This is a genomic window from Blautia sp. HCP3S3_C12 (assembly GCF_052064155.1).
In the GTDB taxonomy this organism is placed as follows: domain Bacteria; phylum Bacillota; class Clostridia; order Lachnospirales; family Lachnospiraceae; genus Blautia_A.
The window spans coordinates 60,988-80,882 of the sequence record NZ_JBQHWC010000008.1; the positions used below are offsets into that span (position 1 = coordinate 60,988).

Below are 19,895 nucleotides of genomic sequence, written 5' to 3' on the forward strand. Positions count from 1 at the left end.
AGTTTTTCTGTTGCTGTTCATTGAATGTAATAAAATAAATACAAATTGGAGGAAATTATCGTGACTATTGCGACTATGCTCTCCCTGGGAGAGACTGCGCTGAAGCTTGGCCTGATCTGTTCACTGACAGTTCTTGCCCTGTTTCTCAGCTATTCCATGCTGAATGTCTGTGACCTTTCCACTGATGGCTGTTTCACACTGGGAGCAGCAGTGGGAGCGGTAGTGGCAGTCAGCGGACATCCTTTTTTATCTATTTTTGCAGCCATGGTTGCAGGTGTATGCTCAGGCTTTGTGACAGCCATACTTCAGACAAAGCTGGGGGTTGACAGTCTTCTTGCAGGAATTATCGTTAATACAGGGCTTTATTCTGTGAATATTGCAGTGATGGGAGGTTCTTCCCTGATCAATATGAACAGAACAGATACAGTATTTTCCATGATGAAAGAAACGCTGAAAAATACACCGCTGAAAGGCAGAGGAGATATTGTAGTTGCCCTTATCGCAGTGATCATAGTGATCGCTTTTCTTGTATTCTTTCTGAGAACAAGACTTGGCTTGGCGATCAGAGCCACAGGAAATAATGCAGATATGGTAAAATCCTCATCTATTAACCCGGTGTTTACCACGATCGTAGGTCTCTGTGTTGCTAACTCCTTTACAGCACTTTCCGGATGTCTTCTGTCTCAGTCACAGAAATCCGTAGATATCAATATCGGACAGGGAATGGTTACCATTGCACTGGCCTCCCTGCTGATCGGAGGTACGATTCTTGGCAGAGGCGGAATTTTCGTGAGAGCCGTAGGCATGGTACTTGGATCTTTTATTTTCCGTTTGGTATATACGGTTGCACTGAGATTTAACATGCCGGCATTTATGCTGAAACTGGTATCTTCTGTGATCGTTGTATTGGCTATTTCAGGTCCATACCTGAAGAAACAGTGGCCGCAGATTAAGAGAAGAATGACTCACAGGAAGGGAGTACAGTGATTTATGCTGAAGATTGAACATATTTCCAAGACTTTTAATCCGGGTACGGTAAACGAGAAACAGGCCATCAGAGATTTATCCCTGAATCTGGAGAAAGGTGATTTTGCAACAATCATTGGTTCTAACGGTGCTGGTAAATCCACTCTGTTTAATGCAATCTGCGGAGATTTTCTTACAGATTCCGGCATGATCATGCTGGATGGACAGGATATTACTTTTATGCCCCAGCATGTACGCGCAAAAACCATCGGCCGCCTGTATCAGGATCCTATGAGGGGAACTGCACCTGGAATGACCATAGAAGAGAATCTGGCACTTGCAGCAGGGAAAGGCGGATGGCTTTCCCATGTGTCCAGACAGGAAAAAGAGCGATTCCATGAAGAACTGAAGCTTCTGGATATCGGACTTGAGAAGCGAATGACTCAGCCGGTAGGACTTCTTTCCGGCGGACAGAGACAGGCGCTGACACTTCTCATGGCAACCATGAATCCGCCCAAGCTTCTGCTTCTGGATGAGCATACAGCAGCCCTTGACCCGGGAACTGCAGAAAAGGTGCTGAATCTTACGAAACGGATTGTAGAGGAACATCAGCTTACCTGCCTGATGATCACCCACAATATGCAGTCAGCCCTTGATTTGGGAAATCGTGTCCTTATGATGGATTCAGGAAACATTGTGCTGGATATCCATGAAGAAGAAAAGAACGGCCTGACTGTAGAAAGACTTCTGGATAAGTTTAAGACAGGTGCAGGCAAGATGCTGGATAATGACCGAATTCTTCTTTCCGGAGAGAAATAAACATAATAAAAGAACCATTATATACAGCTGTATAGTCTGATATAATGGTTCTTTTTTTGCAGGTTCTTTTTTAGAGACTTGTTCTAATTTGCAGAAGGTTCCTGCTCTGCTTTAAGTGTAGTAAGCTTGCTTCCAACTACTGCTGCAATGAAAATCCAGATAAACATTTTAACCGGGAAGCAGAGGAAGAGAAGCATGGTTATTGCCAGTGGCTTTTTCATAATTCCGCCCAGAAGTGACGCAGTAACGATTGCAGCTCCAAATACCACATGTCCCCCGTCTGGCCCGCAGGTCAGCATTGCCACGCCGTATCCCATACATACTCCGGCAAAGATGACAGGGAAGAAATGTCCTCCTTTTAAACCGAACTGAATACACAGATTTGTCAGCAGGAGCTTAAAAAACGCAATGCCAATAAGTGCCAGCGGCAGATAAGAGGTATAGGTTTTCATAAGTGTTCCCATCTGTTCTTCTCCGGAAAACATAAGTGCAGGTAAGAATGAACCTGCGATTCCAAGGCATAAACCTGCAAAAATCTCTCGGACAACTGCCGGGAATCTGCTGGAAATACTTCCCGTCAGCTTGTGTGTTGCCTGATAGAAGTATGCCAGGATAAGACCGCACAAAATATACAGAATCATAAGCAGATAGTCTTTTCTCTGGAGTTCCACCATATCAAAGGATGGAAATCCGGAAAGCCCTGCACCAAAAAGTGCAGATAAACCTGCATAAATACCAGTGCCTGCAGCCAGCGCGATTCCGTAAATAAATAATTTAGAACCCTTTGTTAAGGCTGCAAGGTCTTCCTCAGAGTTTTCTTCTACTTCGAAAATGCCGAACAGAGGTGCATGAAACAGCATACTCATGGAGACTGCGGCACCGATCTGCGAATAATTTCTGGTATTTTGTTTGGCAAACTTCAGATTGTCTCCGGCCCAGTAGCATAAACCTACGATAATTCCGGTAAGTCCGGCTTCGGGACCTACACTGCTTCCTATGAGTAATGGCAGCAGTGCTGCCACCATCATTACAAGCATGTTTTTGTATTCGTATCTTTTTTCTGTTCTGACTTTTTCCATAACGGTTTCCAGATCTTCGGGATAGTCTCCGAATATTTTTCGGAAAATACCGATAATTGCCGCACCGGCTACACAGATAAGAATTGTATAATAGGGAACAGAGGTTTTTCCGGGAAGCCATTTCCACAGAAATTCAGTTCCCACTGCCATTATTTTCAGCAGGATCCATACCAGTGCACCGGCAACAGCACCAATGAGTGCGCAGAACAGCCACAATTCAAGTTGATTTTTTAAAGATACGTTTTTGGGGCTTTTTGTGTTATTCATACAGTCATAACCTTTTTGTTAGTTTTCGGTCTTTCTGAAATTGATTCCAAGTACGATCATATTAATACCCTGCATTAAAACAGAAAAAGCGATCATATATCCTGCAGAGATCATGGTAAGCACAGGATGGGTAAATGAAATGATGCTGACAATTACGGATAAAACACCGCACACAATGCTCAGGATACCTTTTCCTTTAGAGGTTTTATATACCTTTGTGCCGCCGGCAATCTGGAAAATACCGTAGATCAGAATGATTGCACCGACCATATAAGCTGCCATTACGTCTGTGATGAACCGCTGAATGCCGCTGAATAATAAGATAATACCTGCAAGTCCTTCTAGAACACCGAGAATACATGCTCCGATTTCTTTCTTTTCTTTGGATAAAGAAAGGATTACAAGTTCAATACCATTTACAAACAGAAGGATTCCCAGGATCCATCCGATGGCAAGAAAAGTTCTCATTGGTCTTACAAGAGTGTAAACTCCTAATAACAATGTTAAAACTCCGGTGATCAAAGTGAGGTATTTTAGTGCTTTATTATCTTTCATACTGTTAAGCTCCTTTCATATTGCAAGTGAAACCGTTTTATACTATACTTCAATTAATTTCAGATAATAGATTATTTCATTGGAGGACAGGTGCATGAAAAGAATTAAAGTATTAGGCAGTGTGTTAAAACGGACTCGCGCAGATAAAATTATCATTGGTTTTATTGTGTTTATTTTTGCTATCGCAGCAGTGATCCAGCTGGTTGAACCGGACATTAACCGATACGGAGATGCACTGTGGTATTGCTATGCGGTGATCTCCACTGCCGGATTTGGCGATGTAGTTGCGGTTACTTTCATTGGAAAAATGTGTTCCGTTCTTCTGACAATCTATTCCCTTTTTGTAGTTGCCATTGCTACCGGGGTAGTGGTTAATTTCTACACCCAGATGGTGGAAATGCAGCGAAAAGAGACACTTGCCATGTTTATGGATCAGCTGGAAAGACTTCCTGAGCTTTCCAGAGAAGAACTGGAGAATATTTCCAGAAAAGTGCGCCAGTTTCGGTAACTGTGGATCTTACTGATCTCTGGAAGAATGTTCTTCTTCCTGCTTGCTGCGTACCTGCGGGATCAGAGAAGCTGCCAGCTTTCCTTTTCCGCGGTTTCGCAGATACAGAATACCGATAACAGAAAATACTACTGCACCGATAAAGTTTACGATCAGATCTTTCATGGTATCAACAATACCAATATCAAGATAGCCTCCCAGATCCCAGGTCTCACCGTTAACGACCAGGGACTGAACATCTACATGGATGGGAACGTTTGCACCGGTAGGATTCAGCTTCACAGAGTTGATGGCCGGTACGATCCAGTCCTTCTGCATATCCATTCCAAAGAACCAGTCCATGCTGAATTCAAAGAATTCCCACATAACACCAACAGTCATTGAAAAACAGAATGCAAAAAAAGCTACAAAATACGGTGACATTTTAATGGAAAACCTGTCACTGCGGTTAAAAAGATCAATCAGTGCAAATCCGATGGCGGCCATCAGAAAACCGTTAGTAGTATGTAAAATGGTATCCCAGATAGGGATTTTTACATAAAAGGCATTGATTTCGCCAAGAATTTCTGCTGAAAAGATAAAGATCAGAATTACTGTCTCCAGTCCCGGTGGTATTGTGACGTTCAGTTTTCTGTCCAGAAACTGTGGAACCATAAAAAGGATCAATGTTAAGATTCCCAGAAACATATTGTGGTAATTTCCCAGGAAAAACTGACGTACAACAGATAAGATTACTAGGGCGCTAAGCACCATCTGAATCTTTGTTCTATTCTTTTTCAAACCTGAATTAGCTTTCATTTTTCTTTTCCTCCTTCCTTATTTTATATCCCTATCCTCACTGTTTTATTCTAACATAAGCGGATTTAAACAACAAGAATTATATGATAATAAGCTGTTTCTGGGACTGGTGGCAGAATTTTCTGCCGGTTTTCAGACACAGAAGTTTTTCATATAAATTGGAAGAAAAAACAGTTTCAGATAAAATCTGATTTCCTTCACTGTCCAAAAGATTTTGTGCATCTGCAAGCTTGGTAATGAGAGGGATACTGCTGTGCTTCTTGATCTGGCTTAGCAGTTCACTGCTTTCCTTGCGAAAACCAAGAACCCGGGCAAAGGGAATCTGTGTGGGCGCAGTATGGATATTTAATATAATATGAAGCAATGCTCTCTGTATTCTTGTCTGAGTCAGCTCTCTGGTTTTTAAAACAGATACAGACTGGGAAAAGGACAACAGAAGATTTTGCTGATTTATGATCCGTCGGGCGAGATCCTCGGAAACATCCATATAGGAAGAAAGGCTTTTCACATTTTCCTTCATAAGGCAGTAGGAGAGGATAGAGTCCAAAGAATTTTCTGTGAGAAATTCACCGGAATTTACAGCCTTTTGAAAAACAGGAAAAGCCTGTCCCGGAATCTGGGATGCCAGGGAATCCGGGTCAGGGGAATCCTGAAGAATCAGATTTCGTATAGCAGTTGCAGATGCAAAGAAATCAGTGGGTGACTGTAGATCCGGGGAGGCTACTGCGGAATGTTCATCAGGGACAGTGGTTTCATGATACCCCATTCCTTCCCTGCGGATGGTAACAGGGCGGATCTGGCTGTTCAAGCGGAGAAGTGCCTTGCAGTATTCGATTCCCAGAATATTATTTGGTGTATTCAGGATCTGTGTGACTTCATTTAACAGAGGCGTAAGTACCCCGTCAAAATCGTCACCGCTGAAGTTGCGCGGATTTTTAAAATATTCTGTCAGTGCCTGGCTTCTGGCAGCCGGAAAAGTCAGCCCTTCGCTTAAAAAGCTTTTCAGCAGCTTTTTATATTCTTCAGGTTCTTCTACAAGGATCTCAGCCAGTTCTCGCAGTGCGCTGATCTCTCCGGATTCACTTCCAAAACAGAGCATATCAACAACGCCAAGGCTGTCCAACAGGGAAACACCTCCCATTGCGAAGGCTTCCGCACTTGCTGTAGAGATGGATACCGGCATTTCAAGTACAAGGTCAGCGCCGCACCGCAGAGCCATTTCTGCACGTACGTGTTTGGAGATGAGAGCGGGAGTGCCGCGCTGCACATAATCTCCGCTCATGGCAACAATCACATAGTCTGCCTTTAGCTTTTCTTTTGTATACCGGATCTGATATTCATGTCCTTTGTGAAAAGGATTATATTCTGCAATAATTCCTGCTGTTTTCATAAATTTAGACAGAAAGCTCCTTTCTGAAATTTTGTAGAGTTCTCTCTTTTTTACCATATTGCATCTTAAAAAATACTTTTTTATGTCATATTCTACCATTCAGATGCTTGAAATACAAGGCTTCAGGAGTTATAATGAAAACAGCGCAGATAATTGATAGAAAATTGATATTGGATATCAGAACTGCTATATGAAAGGAGCCATTTTAATCATGGGATTTATTGACACACTCAAAGAAAGAGCAAAAGCAAACGTAAAAACAATCGTACTTCCGGAGACAGAGGATAAGAGAACTCTGGCAGCTACAGAGAAAATTTTAAAAGAAGGAATTGCAAAGGTTATCCTTGTTGGTAACGAAGAAGCTGTTAAAAAGAGTGCAGCTGAAGACGGATATGACATTTCCGGCGCACAGATCGTAGATCCTGCTACATCAGAGAAAACACAGGGATACATTGACAAGTTAGTAGAATTAAGACAGAAAAAAGGCATGACACCGGATCAGGCTAAAGAGATTCTTCTTAACCAGTATCTGTACTATGGTGTAATGATGGTAAAAATGGGCGATGCAGACGGTATGGTATCCGGTGCATGTCACTCTACAGCTGATACCTTAAGACCATGTCTTCAGATCCTGAAAACAAAACCAGGTACAAAACTTGTATCCGCATTCTTCTTAATGGTAGTTCCGAACTGCGAATACGGCGCAAACGGCGCATTTGTATTTGCTGATTCCGGTCTGAACCAGAACCCGACTTCAGAAGAGCTTGCAGCAATCGCAGCATCTTCTGCAGAATCCTTCGAACTTCTTGTTCAGGAGAAACCAATCGTTGCAATGCTTTCACACTCCACTAAAGGCAGTGCAAAACATGCTGACGTAGATAAAGTAGTAGAAGCTACAAAGATCGCAAAAGAGCAGAATCCGGAACTTGCACTTGACGGAGAATTCCAGCTTGATGCAGCTATCGTTCCAAGCGTAGGCGCTTCTAAAGCTCCTGGAAGCGAAGTTGCAGGTAAAGCTAACGTACTTGTATTCCCAGACCTTGATGCAGGTAACATCGGATACAAACTTGTACAGCGTCTTGCAAAAGCAGAAGCTTACGGACCTGTAACCCAGGGTATCGCTAAACCTGTAAATGACCTGTCCCGTGGATGCTCTGCAGACGATATCGTTGGTGTAGTAGCTATCACAGCAGTACAGTGCCAGGCTGATGACAACAAATAAGATTTCGGTCAGACAGTAAAGCAGAATTATTTTATCGACTACATAATTTATTGATATTATAATATGAAAGGAAAAGCTGGCAGAAATATTCGGAATTTATTGCCGGCAGAATATGAAAATGAACGTATTAGTAATCAACTGTGGAAGTTCATCCCTGAAATATCAGCTGATCAACTCTGATTCAGAAGCAGTTCTTGCAAAAGGTCTCTGCGAGAGAATCGGTATCGATGGAAGATTAGTATATCAGAAAACAGGCTGTGACAAAGAGATCACAGAAGCTCCTATGCCTACACATAAAGAAGCAATCCAGATGGTTCTGGATGCCCTTACAAATGACAAAACAGGCGCTATCGGAAGCCTGAAAGAAGTAAACGCTGTTGGACACCGTGTTGTACATGGTGGTGAGAAATTTGCCAAATCTGTAGTAATCACAGATGAAGTGATCGCAGCAGTAGAAGAGTGCAACGATCTTGCACCGCTTCATAACCCGGCAAACCTGATCGGTATCCGTGTATGCTCCGAGCTTATGCCAGGAGTACCTCAGGTAGCAGTATTCGATACCGCTTTCCATCAGACAATGCCTGCAAAAGCATATCTCTATGGCCTTCCACTGGAATATTACAAGAACTACAAAGTAAGAAGATATGGTTTCCACGGAACCTCCCACAGCTTTGTTTCTAAACGTGCTGTTGAATTCCTTGGCCTTGACAAAGATAACTCAAAAGTTATCGTATGCCACCTTGGAAATGGTTCTTCCATCAGTGCTGTTGTAAACGGTCAGTGTGTTGATACAACAATGGGTCTTACTCCGCTTGAAGGTGTTGTTATGGGAACACGTTCCGGTAACATTGATCCTGCTATCATGGAATTCATTGCTAAGAAAGAGAACCTTGACATCGCAGGTATGATGAACGTTCTCAATAAGAAATCCGGTCTTCTTGGATTATCCGGCGGATTATCCAGTGACTTCCGTGATCTGAACGATGCAGCTCAGAGCGGAAACGAAGATGCAGCTAACGCAATCGACGTTCTCTGCTATGGTATCGCTAAATTCGTTGGCGGATATGTTGCAGCCATGAATGGTGTAGATGCGATCGTATTTACAGCAGGTATCGGCGAGAATGCTATTCCTGTACGTGAGAAGGTTGTAAGCTATCTTGGATACCTTGGAGTTACACTTGACAAAGAAGCTAACGGAGTTCGCGGAGAAGAAATCGTTATCTCTACACCGGATTCCAAAGTTAAAGTTGCTGTAATTCCTACAAACGAAGAACTTGCAATCTGTAGAGAGACAGTAGCTCTGGTTTAATTTTCACAGATAATAAAGTGTCTGTTTTGTGTCCGGACGAGAGAAATATAGTTGGATGAAACTATATTTATTATAGAAAGGAAAGGTGCATCTGTTAGGAGCACCTTTCTTTCTGTCTGTGCCTATAGCGGATTCAGACGGGATAATATCCGCTGCTTTTTACAGGAAATATGCCGTAAAGGAATATTACTTGACAAAATGTGAAATTTTTCTAATTTATCGTTGACAAAAGCAGAGGCGGTATGTATAATAAAACAAGTGTGGATAGGAGAAAAGTATGCAGATACATTTATCAGATATTTCATCCAGTGAAGGAATGCGTATTCAGAAGACTGTAGAGTTTGGAATGGATACGATCACCTTTCAGTCAGGAAGCTTTCCGGTACTTGCAAAAGAGCCTATAGAGCTTACGATTACGAATATAGGTGACAGGAATCTTGAGATCAGAGGAACAGGTAAGATTACCGTAGGTATTCCCTGTGACAGATGTCTGGAAGAGGTTTCCACAGAGATTCCTTTAGAGATTGAGCGAAAACTTGATATGAAGCTTACGGATGAAGACCGTGTGAATGATCTGGACGAGAGTTCTTATCTCACAGGTATGGACCTGGATGTGGACCAGCTGGTCTATCTTGAGGTACTGATGAGCTGGCCTTTGAAGGTTTTATGTAGAGAAGACTGCAAAGGAATCTGTAGCCAGTGCGGGAAAAACCTCAATGACGGTCCTTGCGGATGCGTCGAGGGACCAAAGGATCCCCGTATGGCAGCTATCAGTGATATATTTAGTAAATTTAAGGAGGTGTAACATATGTCCATCTGTCCAAAGAATAAATCTTCTAAAGCAAGACGTGATAAGAGAAGAGCAAACTGGAAAATGAGCGCTCCGAACCTTGTAAAATGCAGCAAATGTGGCGAACTGATGATGCCGCACAGAGTATGCAAAGCTTGCGGAAGCTACAACAAAAAGGAAATCATTAAAGTTGAAGACTAATTTTTAATGATTGCAAAGTATGGCAGGTTCTCCCGTTTGGGATGCCTGCTTTTTTGTATGTTAAAATATAATGCCATGGAACCCATGGTGCTCGGACTGCGGCAAAATGCAGAAATATTTTTAAAATGTGGATGAGGGAAAAGAAATGGAGAAAAAGGAAAAGGTAAATCAGATTACAGAAGGAGTGATCTGGAAACAATTGCTGTTATTTTTCTTTCCTATTGTATTTGGAACGTTTTTTCAGCAGATTTATAACACTGCAGATACAATTGTTGTAGGCCGTTTTGTAGGAAAACAGGCACTTGCTGCAGTCGGAGGCTCTGCCAGTCAGATTTCCAATCTGATCGTGGGATTTTTTGTAGGCCTTTCTTCGGGGGCTGCAGTTGTAATTTCACAGTTTTATGGAGCAAAGGATAAAAAGAATGTAAGCAAGGCGTTGCATACGGCATTTGCATTTTCCATTGCTGCCGGGATTTTTCTTACAGTAGCAGGAATTCTGCTGACAAGACCTGCATTGCTGCTTATGAAGACGCCGGCAGATGTTGTGGAGGATTCGGCCATTTATCTTCATATTTATTTTGGAGGGATGATTTTTAATCTGATCTATAATATGGGGGCTTCTATTCTGCGTGCAGTGGGAGATTCTAAAAGACCACTTTACGTGTTAATCATTACCTGTGTGTTGAATATTATTCTGGACCTTTTGTATGTGGTAGTTTTTGGTATGGGAGTAACAGGTGTGGCAGCAGCAACCGTTACTTCGCAGGTGATCAGTGCATTGCTTGTAGTGGGTATGCTGCTTAAGACAGAAGAAATTTATGTGTTAAAACTGAGAGAAATCCGATTTGATCAGAGAATGCTGTCTTCAGTGCTCAGGATCGGAATTCCGGCAGGACTGGAATCTGTCATGTATAATATCTCGAATATTGTGATTCAGGTATTTGTCAATAATCTTGGCACCGATACTGTGGCAGCGTGGGGTACACTTGGAAAGATTGATGCCATTTTCTGGATGGTGATCAATGCATTTGCGATTTCCATTACTACCTTCGTCGGACAGAATTACGGGGCAGGAAAGTATCACCGTATGAGAAAGAGCGTGCGTGTCTGCATGACTATGAGCATGGTTGGAGCGACGGCTCTGATCGCGGTTATGTATGCGTTTGCGCCGTGGATATACAGTCTGTTTACTACAGACAGTGCTGTTATTGGGCACGGTGTTCATATGAGTCGTTTTTTACTGCCGTCCTATTTCATTTATGTGATCATAGGAATTTTGTCCGGGGCACTGAGGGGTACCGGAAAGGTTCTGGTGCCTATGATCCTGACCTGTGGCGGAGTGTGTTCTCTGAGGATTCTGTGGCTTTTTACAGCAGGACAGATGTATCCCGGAATTAATACGATCATGCTTAGCTATCCGGTTTCCTGGAGCATTACGGCAGTATTATTTATTGTATACTATTTTATGAAATTTCCGGGAAAGAAAAAGGAGAATTAACCATTTTCCGGCACACCATTTTTCATGAAATAATGCAGTTTATCCTATGTCTGTTGCCGAAATCCGCCAGATAAGGTAAGCTAAGAACAAAGGAAATTGAGAATAAAGATAACAGATCGAGCAGTAACGTAAAATGAAAGTATGGAAAAGCATGAGAAAACAGAAAATAACAGTTCTGATTTTTATGATAGCCCTGTGTCTGACTGGCATATGGGGAATGAAAAAAAATACCACAGTATGGGGCGCGGTGATCCAGGTAAATGATGTGATCGTACCTCATGATATTCCTGCAGTAGCTGTAGAAATAAATAAAAGCAGCGAACTGATCGCTGAGAAACTGTCCCAGGTTTTCTATACAGTTTATACAGATGCAGATACACTGCATATTCCGGTTTTATGGGATGTTTCTTCTGTGAATATGAAACTGGCAGGCGTTTATACAGTGAAAGGTGTATTTAAACTTTCGCCTGAGTATGCTTTTGAAGAGAGTGAAAGTCTGCAGGTGCAGACAACTGTTTCTGTGCAGTACCCGGACAAACCGGATATTAATACATATTACAGGCTGACTGCGGCAGGAATCTATATATTTCCCTGGTTGAAACAGGAAAATTCCGATTCCATGGAAGCTTATCTGAAGAAAGAAAGCGGACAGTGGATCAATCTTACTGAGGAGGGCTTTGCTCTCTGTGAAGAGGAGGGGCTGTATGTATCTAACCAGAGTATGGTTGTGGGTAATACCTATTCCCTGCTGGTAACCTATGATAATGGAAAGAAGCAGACCAATACTCTGCGGTTTCAATACCAAAAAGACGGCAGTCTTAAAATTTACGGTTATCAGCACAGTTTGCTTGGAAACACACAGAAGCCTGGAAAGATCATCTGTTCTTATGATACCGGAGATGAGAAATATCTCAGCAGATGTGCTGCCTATGCAGTAAAAACGGGGGGAAGCCTGAAGCAGATTGAGAAAGAATTGAAGGAGAATATCAGACTGAGGGTCAGTACTGCTGAAACATTTGAAAATACAGCCGAGAATCCGGAGCTGATTCTGGAATCCTCCTGGGATCTGAGCCAGGTAAACAGGGAAAAACAAGGTGTGTACAAGGTAACCGGATCATTTGTAATCCCAGAAGGATATGAAGTAGCTGACAGCCTGGTGCTGCCAGAGGCATATGCATATCTTTCTGTACAGAAAAAAGGAGAACCACAGATTAATACCTACAGTATGCCAACTGTGGATCTGCTGGAATTTCCTGTGCTACTGGATGGATTTTCCACAGAGGAACGCCGGAATATACAGGTTTATCTTTCTGAGAATGAGGGGAATTACTGGAAAATAGATGATGACCTGGTGGAAGTGACTTCTGATGGAATTCAGATTTATTACAGAGAGATATTAAAGAAAGGACAGAACTACCAGATCTGTGCTGTCTATGAGAATGGGAGCACGGGAATTTATTCTTTTTCCTATAATGATGCCTTTATTGTCAACGAATACTGGCATGAGCGGAATTTTTCAGACAGGGAGGAAAAAGATCTTCCTGACATTGTGCAGAAAGCACCTGCTTCGTCAGAAGTAGTACAGGGAGAAAAGGAAGAGAATCTGAATACGGGAAGTGCCGGATATCATTATGACAATTCTTACGGAACAGACAATAATACAGACGGACAGAATAGCAGCAGTAACAAAGCTTCTGATGCAAAATCTGCTGAAATATCGGATACAGAGAATTCTGTGACAGAGTTAAGCACCGACACCATTACTGCAGTCAGTGGAAAGAGAATGCTTCTTATGATCCAACAGAATGGAAGTGCAAGGTATGAGAAACAGGGAATCTCTGTAACATTTTCTCCGGATACAGTGAACGGATGGAAGATCAATGCAGAGGATGAAATCCAGATAGGAATCGAGAAAACGTCAGAAACTGCATTTTCTCTGCGGATTTTTGTCAGAGGTGAGGAGGTAACAGAAGTTCCGGGAACAGTGGTGGAATTTCAGATATCTGTGTTTGGCGGAATCCAGTCACCTGAAACAGTAAAAGCGGAGGATGTGCAGGGAAATCAATATACAGTGAGCTATCAGGAAAAGCAAAATGTTCTCCGTGTGGAGATCAACCAGACAGGGGATTATTTTTTGACAGATGGAAAGTCAGAAAGTATAGGAAATCAGACGGATGAAGAAAGCGTGGAAGCTGTTTCAGACGGAGAAGATATAGGTTTTACAGAAGAGCCAATGCCAGAGGAGGAAACGGGGCAAAAGACAGAGCAGAAAACAGAGAATTCCGCCAAACAGTTTCTGATGATAATACTTACATTATCGGCAGTATGTATCGTGGTGGCTGCCATTATTTTTGCAATTCGTAAAAAACGCAGATAAGCGACAGTGGAAAGGCAAACAAAGCACCTGAAAACAGAAGGAGGTGTCAGCAATGAAGAAGAACTGGAAATATTCATTACTACTTATAGCAACTGTATTTGCATTGGCTATGGGCGTATTCTTTCTGTTTTACTGCTTTGATAACAAATATACGGCCAGGGGAGATCAGGCCATTCAGGGAATCCTCTATGTGCCTGATGATGATTCTGTGCATTATCTTGCCAGGGAATGGGAATATTATCCGGATGTATTGCTGACACCGCAGGAAATAAAGGAAAAGAAGGATAAATACTACAGCTGTTATGTTTCCATTGGCGAGTACGGTGGAATGGACCTGGGCGACAAAAATAAATCTCCTTTTGGAAGTGGTACCTATCGGATGACCCTGGTGTTTCCTGAAAAAGAAAAACAATATGCTATTGGCCTGACAGAGATTTTTTCTGCTTACAAGCTGTATATTAATGGGGAATTGATGGGGCAGATGGGAAATCCGGATCCGGACAATTACCAGGAGCAGATTCAGAACAGGGTATTTACCTTTGAGGGAAAAGGAACTGCAGAGATTGTGATCGCAGTGACAGACAAACATTCGGTGTCATCGGGAATTCAGTATGTGCCGGTTTTGGCTTCTCCTTTTAAAGTGAATCTTATCCGCGGGTTGTCACTTATGATTGCTGTGGTATTTATGGCTTTTACATTTTTTATCCTGATTTTTTCAGTGTATATGTATATGCGAACTAAAAAAGTGGAGTTTGGACTTTTTGCCCTGCTTTGTATCTGTGTGCTGGGATATGGTTCTTATCCGATCCTGCATTCCTTTGTTGCAGTAAAAGTACAGCCTTGTTATGGAATGGAGGCATTGTTCTATTATCTGATGTTTGCCGGTGTTATGATGGTCCAACAGAAGATCCTGGGAGGTGAGGAAAGGATTCCGGAAATTCTTGCAGGTGTGGCCGCAGCAGCCGGAGTGATGGTTTTTGTGGCAGAAATGCTGTGCAGCAGGGCCCAGTCTGCAACAGGGCTGTATCTGATCTCTGAGCTTACAGAGATTTTGAAGTGGGCAGCAGCCGGTTATCTGCTTTTCAGAAGTGTAAAGGAGATAAAACAGAAGTACAGTAATGTACTTTTAGTGGGAATTGTTGTTTATGCAGCGTCTCTGGCAGCAGACCGGATATGGAGATTATATGAGCCGATCATTGGCGGGTGGTTTACGGAAATTGGTGCAGCAGTGCTTGTAGCCAGTGTGGGACTGACTCTGTGGATGGAGATTGCCAATGCTTACAGATTTCAGCTTACCTATAGAGAATACAGCCGTCAGATGGAACAGAAACTGCAGATACAGAAACAGAATTATGAGGAACTTACAGAAAAGGTGGATGAGATCAGCAGGATGCGCCATGATATGAGACACCATCTGCGCACCATCATGTCTTACACCCAGCAGGGAAAATATCAGGAGATGATGGAATACCTGCAGGAGTATGCATCCGTTATAACAGAAGAGGAAAAGCTAATCTGTTATTGCAGAAACATGGCCGTAGATGCAGTGATCCATTTTTATGCAGGAGAACTGAGAGAGAAAGGGATTCCTTTTGAATGTGATATGATGCTGCCGCAGAACATTGGCATTTCAGATACAGATCTGTGCAAAATATATGGAAATCTTCTGGAAAATGCCGTAGATGCAGTAAAAGATCTGTTGCCGGAAAATAAGCCTTATGTAAAGATGCTTACAAAGGTTAAGAACAAGAAGCTTCTGATAGAGATTTCAAATCCATATTCCAATGAAATCCAGCGAAGAGAAAAAGTTTTTTATTCAACAAAGCATGAAGGCTTTGGAATCGGAACAGCATCTGTGGCAGAAGTGGTACAACGAATGGGCGGATATGTAGTTTTTAATACAGAAGAGGGTATTTTTAAAGTAAATATCTTTCTGCCGGTGAAAACAGTACAGTAAATAAATAGTTACTGCCCGGAGGGGGAAAGGCATATCGGAAATACTTATTTATCAGAGTCTGAAGAGAATAAGTATTCCAGATATGCTTTTTTTATTGCGTTGGAGCCACGTTTGCGTACAGTGACAAGCTCCTGATTGTCCATAACAAAGCCTTCATCTGTGGATTTCTCGATGTGATCCATATTTACGATACAGCCTCTGTAACAGGAGAGAAAACATTTCATTCCCTCCAGAAGCTCTTCGAATTTCTGGAAGGTTATGTAGGAGCGTATGATACCTGCATCTGTGGTATGTACCTGAACTGCATTGCGGTAGGTATCCACGTACAGAATGCTTCTGATAGGAATCTTTACAGGGGTGCGGTCGGAGATCAGCTCTATATATCTGGAATTCTGCGACTGCCTGAACTGGATCGTTGAGAGGATCCGGCAAAGCTTCTCCGGGTCAAAGGGCTTCAGCAGATAGTAGGATGCCTGTACATCATAGCTTTCCACAGCAAAGGAATCACTGCTTGAAATAAAAATCAGAGCAGCTGTATCCCTGGCTTCGCGGAGCTTTCTGGCTGCATCCATACCGGTCATACTGCCCATATAAATATCCATAATGATCAGGTCGTAAAATCCGGGTATGTATTTAGTAAAAAAAGCTTCTGCGCTGGAATACAAATGGATGTCTGCGGATGTATTCTGGGATTCATAATAAGAAGAAATGACAGATTTTACCTGACGCAGATCTTCCTTTGAATCGTCAAGGATTGCAATATTCAAAAGGGGTACCTCCTAAATTAACTTAAACATAATTTGTATTTTAGCGTATTTTCATGAGTTATTCAAGTACGGATTCCTTACTGAAAGCAAGTAATACCATAAGTATTTATTCATTTTTCCATATTTCATGAAAAATGTCATTTAATCCCATGTATCTTGAAAATAAGACTGAAATTTTTTATAGTAAGAACATAGAAATTCAGTTTAGAAATATGTACACACATTTTAAGAAAGGATGGTAAAAAAATATGAAAAACTGGAAAAAAATAATGGCAGGTCTTTGTGCTACTGCAATGGTAAGCTCTATGGTTGTTCCGGTATGGGCAGCAGAGGAGACTACAGAAGAAGCAGCAGATGACGGAGATGTCGCGGATGTATCAGAGGCAATGTTAGGACTCTGGAAGGACAGCGCAGGAGATATCTACGGATTCTACAAAGATAATTCGTTTTTTGGTCAGTGGAAGGATGAAGAACAGGATATTTTAGGCGTATATGCGCTGAGCTCAGATGGAGAGAATACAGCGCTGGTAATGCAGCTTGCAAATGACGACGGCACGTATGATGATGAAAATATGGTATCTTATTTGGTACAGGCAAATGAAGAGGAAAATCTTCTGGAGCTTTATGACCCAGATACTGAGGAGCTGACAGCAACTCTGGAACCTTACGAGGGAACCGGCGATGAGGCAGATTACAACAAGACCTATCAGGATATGGGTGATCTGCTTACAGAATGCTATTCCGGTGAGACAGAAGCAGGTGAGACTTTTATTTATGCAGCAAATGAAGATGGAACTTTCTGCTCAGTGCTTGTGATCGACCAGGATGATAATTATGTAAGCTTCATCGGCAAAGGTACTTTTGATGAGGAAAATGCAACAGTAACTATTGAGGATGAAGTATCTGAAATGTCACTTACCTTTGGTGTGACTGCAAATGATGATGATACTCTGACACTGGATATGGGTGATCTTGGAAGTGCTACTGTACAGGAAGCTACACTGGCAGTTGCAGTTCAGGGACTGAAATATGCAGTTGAGAACGGAACAGAGATGAACTAATGCTCTTTTCTTGAAAATGAATAGTGTTTGGGATGCTCCTCTTCGGGTTTGCCTGGAGAGGAGCTTTTTGCGTATCTTTGAAAAGGGACGCGCAGAAAAATAGTTTGTTTTGGGTGCGGTTTCGGGCACTAAGATATTCTAAGCTGTCATAAATCTGCTAAAAGCATGAGCAATCAGAGCCAAACTCGCTGCGCTCAGACAGTGTCTCAGATTGCTCATAACGCAGATTCCTGACGGCTAAGAATATCTAAGAACCCTGCAAATGCACCCAAAACAAACTATTTTTCTGCGCTGGGTATTGAACGTCGAAAGTTGTTTTGGGAGGGAGATGTTCTGGATAACTGGGGGTTTTAGAAAAGGGAGAAAAATGGTATAATAAGGTGCAAATTTGTTTTCGGATAAGTAAAAACAGGTAGAAAATGAAAATTACGAGAGAGGTTTGGACTTATGAATATTCTGAATATAGAGCATGTTTCCAAGGTGTTTGGCGAGAAGACGGTTCTGGATGATGTTTCCTATGGAGTGCATCAGGGGGATAAGATTGGGATTATCGGGATTAACGGAACCGGGAAATCTACGATCTTAAAGATTATCGGTGGTCTGGAGGAGCCGGATGAGGGACAGGTGATCACACAGAATGGTCTGCGGATTACCTATCTGCCGCAGATGCCGGAGTTTCCCCAGGGAGCTTCTATCCTGGATTATGTGGCTGAAGGAAAATGGCAGAAGGACTGGAGTACAGAAAGCGAAGCAAGAAATGTGCTGAATAAGCTTGGGATTACGGATCATGAGGAAAAGATTGATCATTTGTCCGGCGGGCAGAAGAAAAGGGTGGCGCTGGCCAGGACGCTGGTGAATCCCTGTGATGTGCTGCTTCTGGATGAGCCCACCAACCATCTGGATAATGAGATGGTGACCTGGCTGGAGGATTTTCTGAGAAGCTTTAAGGGGGTTGTGATCATGGTTACCCATGACCGATATTTTCTTGACAGGGTTACCAATAAAATTCTGGAGATTTCCCATGGAAATCTGTATGCTTATGAGGCCAATTACTCGAAATTTCTGGAGCTGAAGGCAGAACGTGAGGAGATGGAGCTTGCCAGTGAGAGGAAGAGGCAGAGTGTGCTCCGCATGGAACTGGAGTGGGCGAAACGTGGCTGCAGGGCCAGAAGTACCAAGCAGCGAGCCCGTCTGGAACGTCTGGAAGCTCTGAAGAATGGAAAGGCACCTGTGAGGGATGCCAGTGTGGAGCTGGATTCTGTGGAAACCCGTATGGGAAAGAAGACCATTGAGCTTCATCACATCAGTAAGAGCTTTGGCGAAAAGAAGATTCTGGATGATTTTAATTATATTGTGCTGCGTAATCAGCGTCTGGGAATTATCGGCCCCAATGGATGCGGAAAGTCAACTTTAATCAAGATTATTGATGGGATGGTACAGCCGGATGCAGGGGATGTGGAAATCGGGGAGACTATCCGCATTGGGTATTTTGCACAGGAGGTACCGGATATGGATACGGATCAGCGTGTGATCGATTATATCCGTGATGTAGCGGAATATATTCCTACCAGAGATGGGAAGATTTCTGCAACAATGATGCTGGAGAGATTCCTTTTTGATTCAGCCATGCAGTATGCGCCTATTGCCAAGCTGTCAGGGGGAGAGAAGAGAAGACTTTATCTGCTGAAGGTTCTGATGGAGGCGCCCAATGTGCTGCTTCTGGATGAGCCAAGCAATGACCTGGATATCCCCACATTGACAATCCTGGAAGACTATCTGGATTCTTTTGCAGGAATTGTGATCGCAGTCTCTCATGACAGATATTTTCTGGATAATATTGTGGACAGGATTTTTGCGTTTGAAGGGGAGGGACGCCTCACTCAGTATGAGGGCGGATATACGGATTATGCCCAGGCAGTAAATAAAAAAGGCGCTGTCTCTGATATGCAGGGAGGAAAGTCTGCTACTGACAGTGAAGAGGATAAAAACAGAAAGAAGGCTTCCCAGGCAGATTGGAAGCAGAACCGTCCCCAGAAGCTGAAATTCAGTTACAAGGAGCAGAGAGAATTTGAGACCATTGATGATGAGATCGCTGCTCTGGAAGAGAAGCTGGAGAAGCTGGACAAGGACATGGAGGCAAATGCCACCAATTCCATGAAGCTTCGGGAGATTATGGAAGAGAAAGAAAACACCCAGCAGAAGCTTGATGAAAAAATGGACAGATGGGTGTATTTAAATGATCTGGCAGAGAGAATCCAAGCCCAGAAAGCGTAAATAAAATACAGCAGAAGTATTGACTTGCAGAGGTTTTCTTTAGTATGATACAGATTA

The 19,895-nt window shown here is 42.7% G+C and carries 17 protein-coding genes; 12 read left to right on the forward strand and 5 right to left on the reverse strand.

Going from position 1 to position 19,895, the window contains the following annotated elements; all coding sequences use genetic code 11:
• Positions 1–75: 75 nt before the first annotated feature.
• Positions 76–987: an ABC transporter permease gene (locus tag ACTNDS_RS08590; protein WP_441035112.1), complete on the forward strand. Its 912-nt coding sequence runs from the start codon at positions 76–78 to the stop codon at positions 985–987.
• Positions 988–990: 3 nt separating this feature from the next.
• On the forward strand, positions 991–1,785 hold the full coding sequence (locus ACTNDS_RS08595; RefSeq protein WP_441035052.1) for an ABC transporter ATP-binding protein: 795 nt from the start codon (positions 991–993) through the stop codon (positions 1,783–1,785).
• Between the two features lie 83 nt (positions 1,786–1,868).
• Here the strand turns inward: ACTNDS_RS08595 and ACTNDS_RS08600 are convergent, their stop codons facing one another.
• Positions 1,869–3,131, reverse strand: a complete 1,263-nt coding sequence (locus ACTNDS_RS08600) for a chloride channel protein (RefSeq protein ID WP_441035054.1) — start codon at positions 3,129–3,131, stop codon at positions 1,869–1,871.
• Positions 3,132–3,149: 18 nt separating this feature from the next.
• Positions 3,150–3,686: an HdeD family acid-resistance protein gene (locus ACTNDS_RS08605; protein ID WP_441035056.1), complete on the reverse strand. Its 537-nt coding sequence runs from the start codon at positions 3,684–3,686 to the stop codon at positions 3,150–3,152.
• Between the two features lie 94 nt (positions 3,687–3,780).
• Between ACTNDS_RS08605 and ACTNDS_RS08610 the strand changes: the two genes are divergently transcribed.
• Complete coding sequence (locus ACTNDS_RS08610) at positions 3,781–4,194, forward strand: potassium channel family protein (RefSeq protein WP_173701971.1); 414 nt, start codon at positions 3,781–3,783, stop codon at positions 4,192–4,194.
• A gap of 9 nt (positions 4,195–4,203) precedes the next feature.
• On the opposite strand, the gene ACTNDS_RS08615 is transcribed toward ACTNDS_RS08610, so the two are convergent.
• Both ACTNDS_RS08615 and ACTNDS_RS08620 read right to left on the reverse strand, forming a co-directional pair.
• On the reverse strand, positions 4,204–4,992 hold the full coding sequence (locus ACTNDS_RS08615; RefSeq protein ID WP_441035058.1) for a hypothetical protein: 789 nt from the start codon (positions 4,990–4,992) through the stop codon (positions 4,204–4,206).
• A gap of 79 nt (positions 4,993–5,071) precedes the next feature.
• Positions 5,072–6,439, reverse strand: a complete 1,368-nt coding sequence (locus ACTNDS_RS08620) for a tRNA(Met) cytidine acetate ligase (RefSeq protein WP_441035060.1) — start codon at positions 6,437–6,439, stop codon at positions 5,072–5,074.
• Positions 6,440–6,593: 154 nt separating this feature from the next.
• On the opposite strand from ACTNDS_RS08620, the gene pta reads away from it, so the two are divergent.
• The 7 genes from pta to ACTNDS_RS08655 all read left to right on the forward strand — a co-directional run bounded on the left by pta (position 6,594) and on the right by ACTNDS_RS08655 (position 15,736).
• On the forward strand, positions 6,594–7,604 hold the full coding sequence (pta, locus tag ACTNDS_RS08625; protein WP_019161337.1) for a phosphate acetyltransferase: 1,011 nt from the start codon (positions 6,594–6,596) through the stop codon (positions 7,602–7,604).
• A gap of 118 nt (positions 7,605–7,722) precedes the next feature.
• Positions 7,723–8,913 carry an acetate/propionate family kinase gene (locus tag ACTNDS_RS08630; protein WP_173742980.1) on the forward strand — a complete coding sequence of 397 codons (1,191 nt, stop codon included), beginning with the start codon at positions 7,723–7,725 and terminating at the stop codon, positions 8,911–8,913.
• Between the two features lie 277 nt (positions 8,914–9,190).
• Positions 9,191–9,718 (forward strand): YceD family protein, encoded by a 528-nt coding sequence (locus ACTNDS_RS08635; protein ID WP_227218182.1) that lies wholly within the window; start codon positions 9,191–9,193, stop codon positions 9,716–9,718.
• Between the two features lie 3 nt (positions 9,719–9,721).
• Positions 9,722–9,904 (forward strand): 50S ribosomal protein L32, encoded by a 183-nt coding sequence (gene rpmF / locus ACTNDS_RS08640; RefSeq protein WP_008704709.1) that lies wholly within the window; start codon positions 9,722–9,724, stop codon positions 9,902–9,904.
• A 145-nt stretch (positions 9,905–10,049) separates the two neighbouring features.
• Positions 10,050–11,402 carry an MATE family efflux transporter gene (locus ACTNDS_RS08645; protein ID WP_441035064.1) on the forward strand — a complete coding sequence of 451 codons (1,353 nt, stop codon included), beginning with the start codon at positions 10,050–10,052 and terminating at the stop codon, positions 11,400–11,402.
• Positions 11,403–11,535: 133 nt separating this feature from the next.
• On the forward strand, positions 11,536–13,779 hold the full coding sequence (locus tag ACTNDS_RS08650) for a hypothetical protein (protein ID WP_441035066.1): 2,244 nt from the start codon (positions 11,536–11,538) through the stop codon (positions 13,777–13,779).
• A 52-nt stretch (positions 13,780–13,831) separates the two neighbouring features.
• Positions 13,832–15,736, forward strand: a complete 1,905-nt coding sequence (locus ACTNDS_RS08655) for a sensor histidine kinase (RefSeq protein ID WP_441035068.1) — start codon at positions 13,832–13,834, stop codon at positions 15,734–15,736.
• A 44-nt stretch (positions 15,737–15,780) separates the two neighbouring features.
• On the opposite strand, the gene ACTNDS_RS08660 is transcribed toward ACTNDS_RS08655, so the two are convergent.
• Positions 15,781–16,503: a LytR/AlgR family response regulator transcription factor gene (locus ACTNDS_RS08660; protein ID WP_441035070.1), complete on the reverse strand. Its 723-nt coding sequence runs from the start codon at positions 16,501–16,503 to the stop codon at positions 15,781–15,783.
• Positions 16,504–16,751: 248 nt separating this feature from the next.
• Here ACTNDS_RS08660 and ACTNDS_RS08665 point away from each other — a divergent pair, with 248 nt between their 5' ends.
• On the forward strand, positions 16,752–17,564 hold the full coding sequence (locus tag ACTNDS_RS08665) for a hypothetical protein (RefSeq protein WP_441035072.1): 813 nt from the start codon (positions 16,752–16,754) through the stop codon (positions 17,562–17,564).
• A 447-nt stretch (positions 17,565–18,011) separates the two neighbouring features.
• Positions 18,012–19,838: an ABC-F family ATP-binding cassette domain-containing protein gene (locus tag ACTNDS_RS08670; protein WP_441035074.1), complete on the forward strand. Its 1,827-nt coding sequence runs from the start codon at positions 18,012–18,014 to the stop codon at positions 19,836–19,838.
• Positions 19,839–19,895 lie beyond the last annotated feature (57 nt).